This window comes from Streptomyces sp. RKAG337, assembly GCF_023701715.1.
Lineage (GTDB): Bacteria > Actinomycetota > Actinomycetes > Streptomycetales > Streptomycetaceae > Actinacidiphila.
In genome coordinates, this window is record NZ_JAJOZA010000001.1 from 2,535,209 (window position 1) to 2,547,944 (window position 12,736).

General features: G+C 72.3%; 12 protein-coding genes. 4 read left to right on the forward strand and 8 right to left on the reverse strand.

Annotated features, from left to right (window positions below):
* Nucleotides 1-34 precede the first annotated feature (34 nt).
* The 3 genes from LNW73_RS10935 to dapE form a co-directional block, all read right to left on the reverse strand.
* Nucleotides 35-850, reverse strand: coding sequence for a TIGR00730 family Rossman fold protein (locus tag LNW73_RS10935; RefSeq protein WP_250989787.1), 816 nt, complete (start codon nt 848-850; stop codon nt 35-37).
* Between the two features lie 19 nt (nt 851-869).
* Complete coding sequence (locus tag LNW73_RS10940; RefSeq protein WP_250977569.1) at nt 870-1,949, reverse strand: alpha/beta hydrolase; 1,080 nt, start codon at nt 1,947-1,949, stop codon at nt 870-872.
* A gap of 115 nt (nt 1,950-2,064) precedes the next feature.
* Entirely contained in the window at nt 2,065-3,135 is a 1,071-nt protein-coding gene (gene dapE / locus LNW73_RS10945) for a succinyl-diaminopimelate desuccinylase (RefSeq protein WP_250989788.1), read from the reverse strand.
* Between the two features lie 101 nt (nt 3,136-3,236).
* Between dapE and LNW73_RS10950 the strand changes: the two genes are divergently transcribed.
* Complete coding sequence (locus tag LNW73_RS10950) at nt 3,237-4,178, forward strand: heavy metal transporter (RefSeq protein ID WP_250989789.1); 942 nt, start codon at nt 3,237-3,239, stop codon at nt 4,176-4,178.
* A 275-nt stretch (nt 4,179-4,453) separates the two neighbouring features.
* Nucleotides 4,454-4,951, forward strand: a complete 498-nt coding sequence (locus LNW73_RS10955) for an ATP-binding protein (RefSeq protein ID WP_250977566.1) — start codon at nt 4,454-4,456, stop codon at nt 4,949-4,951.
* Between the two features lie 94 nt (nt 4,952-5,045).
* On the opposite strand, the gene dapC is transcribed toward LNW73_RS10955, so the two are convergent.
* Together dapC and fdxA are read right to left on the reverse strand one after the other, a co-directional pair.
* The gene (gene dapC / locus LNW73_RS10960) at nt 5,046-6,143 is read right to left on the reverse strand and encodes a succinyldiaminopimelate transaminase (protein WP_250977565.1); all 1,098 of its coding nucleotides are present in this window, start codon (nt 6,141-6,143) and stop codon (nt 5,046-5,048) included.
* Nucleotides 6,144-6,231: 88 nt separating this feature from the next.
* Complete coding sequence (gene fdxA, locus LNW73_RS10965) at nt 6,232-6,558, reverse strand: ferredoxin (RefSeq protein ID WP_138351014.1); 327 nt, start codon at nt 6,556-6,558, stop codon at nt 6,232-6,234.
* A gap of 114 nt (nt 6,559-6,672) precedes the next feature.
* Here fdxA and LNW73_RS10970 point away from each other — a divergent pair, with 114 nt between their 5' ends.
* Both LNW73_RS10970 and LNW73_RS10975 read left to right on the forward strand, forming a co-directional pair.
* Nucleotides 6,673-7,632: a GNAT family N-acetyltransferase gene (locus LNW73_RS10970; RefSeq protein ID WP_250992878.1), complete on the forward strand. Its 960-nt coding sequence runs from the start codon at nt 6,673-6,675 to the stop codon at nt 7,630-7,632.
* Nucleotides 7,629-8,453: a transglutaminase family protein gene (locus LNW73_RS10975; RefSeq protein WP_250977564.1), complete on the forward strand. Its 825-nt coding sequence runs from the start codon at nt 7,629-7,631 to the stop codon at nt 8,451-8,453. Before LNW73_RS10970 ends, LNW73_RS10975 begins: the two co-directional genes overlap by 4 nt.
* A gap of 33 nt (nt 8,454-8,486) precedes the next feature.
* Here the strand turns inward: LNW73_RS10975 and LNW73_RS10980 are convergent, their stop codons facing one another.
* The 3 genes from LNW73_RS10980 to LNW73_RS10990 form a co-directional block, all read right to left on the reverse strand.
* Complete coding sequence (locus LNW73_RS10980) at nt 8,487-9,125, reverse strand: response regulator (RefSeq protein ID WP_250977563.1); 639 nt, start codon at nt 9,123-9,125, stop codon at nt 8,487-8,489.
* Nucleotides 9,126-9,151: 26 nt separating this feature from the next.
* On the reverse strand, nt 9,152-11,380 hold the full coding sequence (locus LNW73_RS10985; protein WP_250977562.1) for an MMPL family transporter: 2,229 nt from the start codon (nt 11,378-11,380) through the stop codon (nt 9,152-9,154).
* 149 nt (nt 11,381-11,529) lie between these two features.
* Nucleotides 11,530-12,714, reverse strand: a complete 1,185-nt coding sequence (locus LNW73_RS10990; RefSeq protein ID WP_250992879.1) for a sensor histidine kinase — start codon at nt 12,712-12,714, stop codon at nt 11,530-11,532.
* Between the last annotated feature and the right edge of the window lie 22 nt (nt 12,715-12,736).

Genomic DNA, 12,736 nt, shown 5'->3' on the forward strand with positions numbered 1-12,736 from the left:
CCGGGGTCCCCTGGGCGGCCCCCGGGGGCCCGGCTCAGCCCTCGGTCTCCTTGGTGACCAGGGCCACGGCCTCGTCCACGTCGTCGGTCAGATGGAACAGCTCCAGATCGGCCGCGGAGGCCTTGCCGCCCGCGATCAGGGTGCCCCGGACCCAGTCGACGAGGCCGCTCCAGTACGCGGTGCCGAACAGGACGATCGGGAACCGGGTGACCTTCTTCGTCTGGACGAGGGTGATGGCCTCGAACAGTTCGTCCAGGGTGCCGAAGCCGCCGGGGAGCACGACGAAACCGCGCGCGTACTTCACGAACATCGTCTTGCGGACGAAGAAGTAGCGGAAGTTGACCCCGATGTCGACGTAGGGGTTGAGGCCCTGCTCGAAGGGCAGCTCGATGCCGAGCCCGACGGACACCCCGCCCGCCTCGCCCGCGCCCTTGTTGGCGGCCTCCATCGCACCGGGGCCACCGCCGGTGATCACCGCGAAGCCGGCCTCGGCCAGCGCCCGGCCGATCGCGATGCCCGCCGCGTACTCCACCGAGTCGACCGGGGTGCGGGCGGAGCCGAACACGCTGACGGCGGGGCCGAGTTCGGCCAGGGCGCCGAATCCCTCGACGAACTCGGACTGGATGCGCATGACCCGCCAGGGATCGCCGTGCACCCATTCCGAGGGGCCGCGGCTGTCCAGCAACCGCTGGTCGGTGGTGCCGGCCTGTACCTGGTCGCGCCGCCGGACCACCGGCCCGGTGTGCCGTTCCGGCCAGCCCTGTCCCGGCGGAGAAGAGCGCTCGGCCGCCTCGTTGGCCGCCGCTGCCGCCTCCTGCGCGTTGCTCGTGTCCCTGCGTGCGGTACTCATGCGAGCAGCGTACGACGCATCACGGCGCGTCAGGGCTGGCCAGCGGCACAACGCGCGGCGCCTCCAGATGACTGCTCACCCAGGTGAGCGCGTCGGGGAACATCCGTCCCCAGGTCTTCCAGTTGTGGCCGCCGGTGTCCAGCAGCATGGGGGTGACGGTCGTCGGCGCCTGGACCGCGTGCCCGAGCCAGTCGGCGAACCGCGGCGGGCTCTCGGGGTCCTGGACGCTCGACCCCACCAGGAGGTCCACGTTCGGCTTGGTGTTGTGGGCCAGCCACAGCGGTGAACGGGGGCCCTCCGCGGGGTTGTCGGGGGCCAGCGCGGCGCCCGCCACGTACCGGGAGGGGTAGTCGAGGGCGAGCCGGGCGGCGCAGTAGCCGCCGGTCGATATGCCCATCACCGCCCAGCCGCTCGGGGCGGGCAGGGTACGGAAGTTGTGCGCGACCACGTCCGGCACGTCCTGGGCGAGCCAGGTGCCGCCCTTGCCCCGGCCCGGCGCGTCGGCGCAGCCGGCCTTGGCGCCCTTGGGCGTGATCGTCGGCAGGACGAGGATGGCCGGCTCGGCCTTGCCCTCGGTGATCTGCCGCTCCATGATCTGGCCGAGCCGCATGGCGCGCAGGAAGCTGCGGGGGCTCCCGGGCAGGCCGTGCAGCACCACGATCACCGGGAAGCGGGTGTTCGCGTACTCCTTCTTGTCGTACTGCGGCGGCGTCCAGACCATGACGTCCCCCGACGCGCCGGACTTGGCGCCGAGCACGTCCGCCTTGCGGAACCCCTGCGCGTACGGGTCGAACTTCACCGTCAGCTGCGCCGGTCCCGGCGGCGGCGCCTTGTGCTTCGCGGAGGCGTTCATGCTGCCGCCCCCGCTGCCGCCGCCCAGCAGGTCGTCCCAGGAGGCGTAGAAGCCGTACTGGTTGTTCACCCCGGCCATCACCACGAAGACCGCCGTCAGCTGGCACACCACGATCATCCCGACGCGGGCGGGCAGCCGGAGCAGCCGGGGGCCCGGTACGCGCCCCCAGAGCAGCACGGCCCCCGCCACGGCCGCGACGGCCGCGACGATGAGCACCACGAAGAACAGCGGACTGGTCAGTCCCATGGAAACAGCCTTCTTCCCCCCACACGATCGGTCGCATCCGATCACACCATGGCGGGAACATCACGCGGATATCGGCCCGCGCGGTTCCCACCGGGCCGCCGCAGGGTCCTGGGCGTCAGGCGGTGAGCCAGGCCCGCAGCCGCTCCTCGGCCTCCAGGACGGCGGCCACCGACACGTTCTCCTCGCGGGTGTGGGCCAGCTTGGGATTGCCGGGGCCGTAGTTGACCGCCGGGATGCCGAGGGCGGAGAAACGGGCCACGTCGGTCCAGGATTCCTTGCCGAACGGCTCGGTTCCGATGGCCGCGACGAACGCGGCGGCGGCCGGCCGGGACAGTCCGGGCAGCGCGCCGGGCGCGCTGTCGGTGGGCACGACCTCGAATCCCTCGAAGACTTCGGTGACGTGCGCGAGCGCCTCGGCCTCGGTCTGATCGGGCGAGAACCGGTAGTTGACGATCACCGCGCACGTGTCGGGAATCACATTCCCCGCGTGCCCGCCCTCGATCATCACCGCGTTCAGACCCTCGGGGTAGACCAGCCCGTCGATCACGACCCGGCGGGGCTCGTAGGCGGCGAGCCGGGCGAGGATCGGCGCGGCCTTGTGGATGGCGTTCTCGCCGAGCCAGCTGCGTGCGGAGTGAGCGCGGCGGCCGGTGGTCTGCACCCTGACCCGCAGGGTGCCCTGGCAGCCGCCGTGCACCTGGGCGTCGGTGGGCTCCAGGAGCACCGCGAAGTCGCCGGCCAGCCACTCGGGGTGGTTCTCGACGAGCCGCTTGAGGCCGTTGAACTGGGCGGCGATCTCCTCGGCGTCGTAGAAGACGAAGGTGAGGTCGCGGTTGGGCTCGGGCAGCGTCGCGGCGAGGCGCAGCTGTACGGCGAGGCCGGACTTCATGTCGGTGGTGCCGCAGCCCCACAGCAGGCCGTCGGCGTCGAGCCGGGACGGCAGGTTGTCCGCGATCGGCACCGTGTCCAGGTGTCCGGCGAGCACCACCCGCTCGGCGCGGCCCAGGTTCGTCCGCGCCACGACCGCGTCCCCGTCCCGGTCCACGGTCAGGTGCGGAAGGGCGCGCAGCGCCTCCTCCACGATGTCGGCCAGCGCCTTCTCGGCGAGGCTGACGGAGGGGATGTCCACGAGCTGCGCCGTGACGACGGCGGCATCCTGGCTGAGGTCGAGCGGGCTGGCGGTCATGCCTCCGACCCTACCGGCGGTCCCGTGGACCTCCCACGACGTGCACACGTCCGGCGCCGGCGTTCGGGGCTCCGGAGTGGTGTGTGGGTACGGTGGGCGTCATGTCCCAGCCTTCGCCGACACCGGAGCGGCGTCCTCGCCGGCACGGCCGCCGACTCCGGCTGACCGTCGCCGGCCTCGTCCTGCTCGGGATCGCCGGATACGGCGCCTACTACGTCGTCGAGAGCCGCACCCAGCGCGCCGGGTGCACGGTCACGGCGGACGGCAACACCATGAAGCTGGAGTCGCAGCAGGCGGCGAACGCCTCGACGATCGCCGCGGTCGCGACGTCCAGGGGGCTGCCGGAGCGGGCGCTGACGATAGCGCTGGCCACCTCGATGCAGGAGTCGATGCTCCGCAATCTCGACCACGGCGACCGGGACTCGCTCGGCCTGTTCCAGCAGCGGCCCTCGCAGGGCTGGGGCACTCCGGAACAGATCATGGACCCGGTGCACGCCACGAACGAGTTCTTCGACGGCCTGGTGAAGATCGAGGGCTATTCGCGGCTGCCGCTGACCGTGGCCGCCCAGCGGGTGCAGAAGAGCGGCTTCCCGCAGGCGTACGCGAAGCACGAGGCGGACGCGACCCTGCTGACCTCGGCGCTGACCGGCCGGCAGCCCGGTGCGCTCAACTGCACCCTGGGCTCGGGCGAGACCGTCACGACGGGCGATCCCGCGCAGGTCCGCAAGCAGCTGGCCCGTGAGTTCGGACCGCAGGTCACCCCGCGCCCGGCCGAGGGCAGGGCCGGTGGCGGCACGGCGCGCGAGCGGACCGTCCAGGTGCCGTCGGCCCCCGCCGGAGGCGCGGCGGAGGGCGACGGGAAGCGCCGCGGCTGGGAGGTGGCGCAGTGGGCGGTGGCCCATTCCGCGGACCTGAAGGTCGAGAAGGTCTCGTTCCAGGACAAGCAGTGGCGGGCGGCCGATTCCGGCAGGGGCTGGCAGAAGTCCGACACCGGTGCGGCCGGGACCGCCGACGGAGACGTACGGATCACGGTCGCGCAATAGTGCGGCGCGTCACCCGCAGGCGCATAGCGGCTACGTCAAACCCTGGAAGCGGCCAATTCCCCCGACTGGCCGCCAATTCCCTTGCCACACAAGCGATGTGACGTTTCCTCACTTCTTTGCGAGGTGACCGGAATGGCCCATTTTGCCGGAGCACTATTATGCGACGCATTACCAACTCTTTACCTCGAACGGCCGCAACCTTCGGGCTCCTGGAGCGGTAGTCAGCACGTCCGCCCAGCGGACATGTCCCGTCCCCCCTCCGTAAAAGGAGCACCATGTCCCTCCCCCTTTCGCGTCGGATCGCCCGTGCAGCCCTGCTGATCGGTGCGGCCGCGGCTCCCCTGCTGGGTGCCGGCGCCGCGTCGGCCGCCGAGCTGCCGCAGACGGCTGACCTGGGTGGACTGACCAACCTTGACGGCGCGAGCCTGGGCAACACCCTCGACGGCGCCTCCCAGCAGGCCAGCGGCCTGGCCGCCGAGGCCGGCAGCAAGACCGTGCAGACGGCCGTCCCGGCCGCGGGCCGGACGGTCGGCACCACCGGGAAGACCGCCGCCCCGGCCGCTCAGAAGGCCGCAGGCGACGCCGCGGGCTCCACCGGCGATCTCCTCGGCTCGACCACCAAGTCCGTGGGCGCGGCCGGCCTGTCCGGCGCCGAGACCCTCCCGGTCGCCGGCATGCCCGGCGGTTCCTCGCTCCCGTCGGCCGGCGCCCTCCCGGTCAGCACCCTCCCGACCAACGCGCTGCCGCTCGGCAGCCTGCCGCTCGGCGGCTAGGCACCGCGGCCAGGCACGGCGGAGCCACGCGAAGGGGCCCGGGGAGCGCGCGCTCTCCGGGCCCCTTCGGGCTGTGCGGGGACAACGGGGGACGTCAGGCCAGCCGGCGCACCGCGGCGTCCACCCGCTCGTCGAGCGCGGTGAACGCGACCCGTACGAAGTGCGCGCCCGTCGGACCGTAGAACTCGCCCGGGGCGACCAGGATGCCCTGCTTGGCCAGGTCGCCGACGGTGTCCCAGCAGGACTCCCCGCGGGTGGCCCACAGGTAGAGGCTCGCCTCGCTGTGCTCGATCCGGAACCCGGCGGCCTCGAAGGCGGTCCGCAGCACGGCCCGCCGCCGGGCGTAGCGCTCCTTCTGCACGACGGCGTGCTCGCGGTCGCCGAGCGCGGCGATCATCGCGGACTGCACGGGCGCGGGGACGATCATGCCGGTGTGCTTGCGCACCCCCAGCAGCTCCTTGACGACGGCGGCGTCGCCGGCCAGGAACGCGCCCCGGTACCCGGCGAAGTTGGAGCGCTTGGAGAGCGAGTGGACGGCGATCAGTCCGTCGTGGCTGTCACCGCACACGTCGGGATGCAGGACGGAGACCGGTTCGGCGTCCCAGCCCAGCTCGATGTAGCACTCGTCGGAGACGACGAGGATGCCGTGCTCGCGCGCCCAGTCCACGATGCGGCGCAGTTCGGCGGCGGCCAGCACCCGGCCGGTCGGGTTCGACGGGGTGTTGAGCCAGAGCAGCTTGACGCGCGCCGGGTCGAGGTCGGCGACCGGGTCGGCGTACGTCACCGGCTCGGCGCGGGCGACGAGCGCCCCGATCTCGTACGTCGGGTAGGCCAGCTCCGGGTAGGCGACCTGGTCGCCCTCGCGCAGCCCCAGCAGCGTCGGCAGCCAGCCGACCAGCTCCTTGGAGCCGATCAGCGGCAGCACGTTCGCCGGCTGGGCGCCCGTGATGCCGAGCCGGTCCCGCAGATATTCGGCGACGGCGTCCCGCAGCGAGCCGGTGCCGTACGTCTGCGGGTAGCCGGGGCTGTCCGCGGCGGCGGACAGCGCCTTGCGGATCACGGCCGGGACCGGGTCCACGGGGGTGCCCACCGACAGGTCGACGATGCCGTCGGCGTGTGCGGCGGCCGCGGACTTGTACGGCTCGAGCCGGTCCCAGGGGAAGACGGGGAGACGGTCGGAGACTGGCGCCACGCTGGTGCTCACTTTCCTGGACTGGAGAACGACGCCGGTCCCGTACGGAAGCCTCCCCGTACGGGACCGACGCATCGTGCGGTCGTGATCAGCCGGGCTGGTTCTGCGGTTCCAGCGCGGCGATGAAGGGGTGGTCCCGCTCGATCAGCCCGAGCTTCGAGGCGCCACCAGGCGATCCGAGCTCGTCGAAGAACTCCACATTCGCCTTGTAGTAGTCCTTCCACTCCTCCGGGGTGTCGTCCTCGTAGAAGATGGCCTCGACCGGGCAGACCGGCTCACAGGCGCCGCAGTCGACGCATTCGTCCGGGTGGATGTACAAGGACCTGGAGCCCTCGTAGATGCAGTCGACCGGGCACTCTTCGATACACGCCTTGTCCTTGACGTCGACACAAGGCTGCGCGATGACGTAGGTCACGCTGTCGTTCCTCCTCGGTAGGGCTCATCTCGCGCGGGAGCGCGGCGTCGTCGATGCCCGCCTCTAGTATCTCCGTTCCTGGGCACGAGACGAACAAGAGGGGCACTGATGACTATGGATTTCGCCGCCACAGGACGGCTAGTGGTCCGCATCAGCCCTGCTGACGTGGGAAAACGCGTTTCGGTACGGCGGGTACTGGAGATCGCTGACGGGCAGCCTACGTTCAGTGACACCCTCGGTGTTCTCGCATCGTGGGATCACGGAGTGGTGTGCGTCACTCGTCGGGACGGTGAAACCGTCAGGATCGCCGAATCCGCGCTGGTCGCGGGAAAGGTCGTGCCCCCCGCTCCGGTGCGCCGCAGCGCGCGGGTGAGCCCGGCGGAGCTCCAGGAGGCGGCCTCGCGCGCCTGGCCGGCGACGGAGAGCGAGCGGCTCGGGGAGTGGACCCTCAGAGCCGCGGGCGGGTTCACCCGGCGGGCCAACTCCGTTCTCGCGCACGGCGATCCCCAGGTGCCGCTGGACGAGGCGCTGGAGTTCGTCGTGCGCTGGTACGGCGAACGCGGCACGACCCCGTACCTCCAGGTCCCCGACGACGCGCCGCTCGCCGCCGAGCTCGACCGGCGCGGCTGGCTCCGGGAGGCCGACACCCTGGTCCGCACCGCACCCCTCGCGCCGCTCGCGGAACTGCCCGGCGCGGACGCCGTCACCCTGACCCGCGAGCCCGGGGATTCCTGGCTCGCGTCGTACCACCGCACGGGTGACCTGGCGGAACAAGCGCTGAAGGTGGTGCTCGGCGGGCCGTCCGTCTGGTTCGCCACCGCGCCCGGCGCGATCGGGCGCGGCGTGGTGGACGGCCGGTGGGCGCTGTTCGGTGCCGTCGAGGTCGAACCGGCGTTCCGGCGGCGGGGGCTCGCCACCGCCGTGATGGCCGCGCTCGCCCGCCGGGCCGTCGACGAGGGCGCGTCGTTCGCGTACCTCCAGGTCGAGGCGGACAACGACGCCGCACGGGCGCTGTACGACCGGATGGGTTTCACCACCCATCACGGCTACCACTACCGCCGGCCGTCGCCGTGACGGGCCCGTGGCGTGAGCGCTTCGCGGAGGCGGCCCGCGAGGAGCGGCCCGACCTCGCCGAGCTGTGTCTGCTGATCGGCGCGGAGGCCGGTCCGGAGTTCGGCCAGACCGGTCTGGACGCGGCGCAGATCGAGCTCGACCGGCTGGCCGGAATGCTGCCCTACGGCCTCACGACGCCCGACGACTGGGCCCGCGCGCTGTCCGCGCTCCTCGGCGGCACCTGCGGCTTCGCCGGGCTGCCCGCCGACTACGGGCGGCTGGAGTCCTCGCTGCTGCACGAGGTGCTGCGCCGGCGGCGCGGGCTGCCGATCCTGCTGTCGGTGGTCTGGATCGAGGTCGGCCGGCGGGCCGGCGCCCCCGTCTACGGAGTGGCCCTGCCCGGCCATTTCGTCGTCGGCCTGGGCGATCCCGCCGGGCACTTCGTGCTCGCCGACCCGTTCCACGGCGGCCGGGTGCTCGACTCCGACGACGCCGGGCTGCTCGTCGCGGGCGCGACCGGCGCCCCGCTGGCGCCGGACATGCTGGTGCCCGCCGACCCGCTCGACATCGTGCTGCGGGTGCTCAACAACATCCGCGCCTGGGCGGCCGCCCGGCCGGAGGAGATCGGCGTGCAGCTGTGGGCCGTCGAGCTCGCCCTGCTGCTCCCCCGGCACCCGGCCCGGCTGCGCTACGAACGCGCCCAGCTCCTCGTACGGCGCGGTGACTACCTCCAGGGTGCGGCCGAGATGGAGGCCTATGCGGAGATGCTGAAGATCATCGACCCGGAGGCCGCGAAGTCCATCCAGGGACAGGCCAGATCGGCGCGCGCGCTGCTGAACTGAGCCGCCGGGCAGGCGCCGCTGTGACGACGGGCCCTAGAGCCAGCCCTTCTCGCGGGCGATCCGCACCGCTTCGGCCCGGTTGCGGGCGCCCGTCTTCTGGATCGCCGTCGAGAGGTAGTTGCGGACCGTGCCCTCGGACAGCAGCAGGCTCCGTGCGACCTCCGCGTTCACCGAACCGTCGGCCACCGCCCGCAGCACGTCCCGCTCGCGGGCGGTCAGCGGGTCCGCCCCGTCGGCCAGCGCCGCCGCCGCGAGCGTCGGGTCGATGACCCGCTCCCCGCGCAGCACCCGCCGTACCGCGTCGGCCAGCTGGGACGCCGGCGCGTCCTTGACGAGGAACGCCTCGGCGCCGGACTCCATCGCGCGCCGCAGGTACCCGGGGCGGCCGAACGTCGTGACGATCACGATCCTGATGTCCGGCAGCGCCTTGCGCAGCTGCGCCGCCGCCTCGATCCCGGTCAGGCCGGGCATCTCGATGTCGAGCAGTGCCACGTCCGGTGCGTAGGCACGGGCCGCCGCCAGCACCTCGTCGCCCCGGGCGACCTGGGCGACCACCTCGATGTCGTCCTCCAGGCCCAGCAGCGTGGCCAGCGCTTCCCGCACCATCGACTGGTCGTCGGCGAGCAGGACTCGTACGTTCCGTGCGGGTGGCTCGCCGCTGGCCTCAGTCATACGGCCAGAGTAGGGCCGCCGCGCCGTCAGGCCGCCGTACCTTCGGCGTCCACGTGCGGCAGCACCCGGTCGAGCCAGCGCGGCATCCACCAGGCGTGCCGGCCGAGCAGCGTCATGACCGCCGGCACCAGCAGCAGCCGGACGATGGTGGCGTCGATCAGGACGCTCACCGACAGGCCGAGACCCAGCATCTTGATGACGATGTTGTCGCTGAGGATGAACGCGGCGAAGACGCTCACCATGATCAGTGCGGCGCAGGTGATCACCCGTGCGGTGATCTCCAGACCGTGCGCGACGCTGCCCTTGCTGTCCCGGGTGCGCTCCCAGGCCTCGTGCACCCGGGAGAGCAGGAACACCTCGTAGTCCATGCTGAGCCCGAAGACGATGGCGAACATCATCATCGGCACATAGCTCTCGATCGGGACGGTGCCGTTGACGCCGAGCGACGGGCCGCCCCAGCCCCACTGGAACACCGCGACCACCACCCCGTACGAGGCGGCGATCGACAGCAGGTTGAGCACGGCGGCCTTGAGCGCCACCAGCAGCCCGCGGAAGACGGTCAGGATGATGATGAAGGCCAGCCCCACCACCACCGCGATGATCAGCGGCAGCCGTGCGGAGATGAGGTCCAGGAAGTCCACCTGGGCGGCGGTCGTCCCGGTCAGATAGGTGCGGGCGGCGGTGCCCGACACCGCCTTCGGCAGGACGTCGTCCTCGAGGTGGTTGGTCAGATCCGTGGTGCCCGCGGCCTGCGGAACGACCTCGGAGATCGCGGTGGAGATCAGCACCTGACCGTTGCTGGTGGGCTGCGGCGGGCTGATGCTCGCCGCGCCGGGCACGCCGGTGAGCGCCTTCTGCACCGAGGTGGCCAGCGCCGCCCGGTCGGCGGACGGTACGTCGGTCTGGTCGACCACGATGGTCAGCGGACCGTTGGCACCGGGCCCGAAGCCCTCGCTGATCAGGTCGAACGCCCGCCGGTCGGTGAAGCTGGTCGGATCGGCGCCGTCATCGATATGGCCGAGCCGGATCGACAGCAGCGGGATCGCCAGGACCGCGATCACCACCACCCCGCCGAGCAGGAACCACCAGGGGCGGCGCTCCACCCGCTGGGCGTACCGGTGCCAGCCGCCCTGCGCCTCGCCCTCCAGGCCCTGGGTGCCCTCCGCGACGGGCTTGCGGAAGGTGAAGCGGTCGATCCGGCGGCCGATCAGTCCGAGCAGCGCGGGGACCAGGGTGAGCGCGCCCAGCACCGCTGTGACCACGGTGACGCCCGCCGCCACGCCCAGCTTGCCGATGAAGCTGACCCGCGACACGTACAGGCCGAGCAGCGCGACGATCACCGTGCAGCCGGAGACCAGGACCGCCCGGCCACTGGTGGCCACCGCCCGGCCCGCCGCGACGGGCGGATCGTCGCCGTCCATCAGGAGCTGGCGGTAACGGGTGATCAGGAACAGCGCGTAGTCGATGCCCACGCCGAGCCCGATCATCGTGGCCAGGGTCGGCGAGACGCTCGCGAAGGTGGAGGCTGCCGCCAGCAGGCTCAGACAGCTCAGCCCGACGATCACCGCGATCAGTGCGCTGACCAGCGGCAGGCCGGCGGCGATGGCGCTGCCGAAGCCCACCAGCAGGACGACCACCGCGACGGCGAACCCGATGGCCTCGCTGGTGAAGTCCTTGGTGTCGGGCCGGGCGGCCTCGCCGAGCGGGCCGCCGTACTCGACGTCGATGCCCGCGGACCGCAGGGAGGCGACGGCGCCGTCGACGTTGTCGACCAGGGATTCGCCGATCGACGTGGGATTCTTGTCGAAGCGGACGGTGATGTAGCCGATCGTCCCGTCCTTGGAGATCGCACCCGTCGGCGGGGCGGACGCCGAGGCCGGCAGCGGGTTCACCACCGAGGTGACGTGCGGGACCTTCTGGAGCGCGGCGACGGTCTGGTTGATCTGGTCCGTGACGCCGGTCAACGGGCCCTTCGCGTCGTGCATGACCACCTGGCCGGCGGTGCCGCTGGAGGCCGGGGCGTTCTTCTGGAGCACCTGCTGGCCGGTGTTCGACTGGGTGCCCGGCAACGAGAAGTCGTCCGAGTACGTGCCGCCGAAGGTGTTCTGCAGGACGTGCAGCCCGGCCAGGGCGACCAGCCAGACGATGATGACCACGACGAAACGCCGGGCGCACCATTCACCGAGTCTGCGCAGTGCTCCCGCCCGCTCGGAGCCGGGCCCCGGTCCGGCGCTCTTGGCACGTCGTGCAGCCATGCGTTCTCCCTGGAGCCCTGGGATGCGTACGGCGATCGGCGGACCGGCGCCGGCCGAGGCGGCCTTCGGCTCGTGATAGGTAGCCGAGGAAGCTCCAAGGGAAACCGGCACACGGCCGAACGGGGTGCGCGACGCCGCCGCGTACCAGGTCAGGCGAGGGGCGGAACCGTCACCACGGGGGTACGGCGCGGCACGCTCGCGCTGAGCGTGAAGCCGGTCGGCGCCGCCGGTCCTGTGGTGAGGCTGCCGCCGGCGAGCAGCAGGCGCTCCTCCAGGCCGGAGAGGCCGTTGCCGGGGCCGCCGGCGGGGCCGCGTCCGTTGTCCGTCACGGTGAGGACGACGGTGCCGGCGCCGTCGTCGGACCGCTCGGCGAGGGTGATCACGCAGCGGGTGGCGCCGCTGTGCCGGATGACATTGGTGATCGCCTCGCGGAGGGCCCAGGCCAGCGCGCCCTCGGTGTCCGGGGCGAGCGCCGGCGGGGTCGCTGTGTCGTCCTCCGCGGCCGCGGAGGGCGGCAGCTCCACCGGGAGGTCGGCGGCGATGCCGGCGGCGGCCAGCGCGGTACGGGCACCGGCCAGTTCGGTCGCCAGCGTGGGGCGGCGGTAGCCGCTCACCGCCTCCCGGACGTCGACGAGCGCCTGGCGGCTGACCTTCTCGATGTCGGCGACCTGCTGCGCGGCGTCCACCGGACGGTCCGGGAGCATCCGGCCGGCCAGCTCGCTCTTGAGGGTGATCAGGGACAGCGAGTGGCCGAGCAGATCGTGCAGATCACGGGCGAGCCGCAGCCGTTCCTCGGTCGCGGCGAGCTGCGCCACGGTCTCCCGCGCCTCGCGCAGCTCCCGCATCGTCTGGACGAGTTGTCTGATGCCCACCATCGCGAACCCTCCGAGGAGGCAAGGGATCAGCAGCGCCGGAAAGAGGTCCCGCTGGGTGTCGACGAAGGAGCCGATGAGGGCGAGCGCTCCCGTGGCGGCCGGGATCAGCCACCGGGACCGGGCCGGCGGCAGAACCGCCCCGCACGCCACCGAGACATAGACGAAGAGCACCAGCCAGGGCTTGCCCAGGGTGGCCGAGGTGAGCGCCGCCAGCGCGGCGAGGGCGCACAGCACCCAGTACACCCAGCGCTTCTGCTCCTCGGTGTTGGTGCGCAGGAAGACCAGCGACAGATAGGCGAGGACGAATCCCGTGAGGCCCAGCGAGGCCAGGACCACCACCGGGGTCCCGTGGCCGCCGTGCACCAGGTCGTCCACCGGGGCGCCCAGGTAGAGCATCCAGATGGCGATCCACAGCAGCTTGACCACGGCCTGCCTGCGGGTCTCCGGCACGCGGCCCATGGAGGTGGAGTCGGCGGCCTCC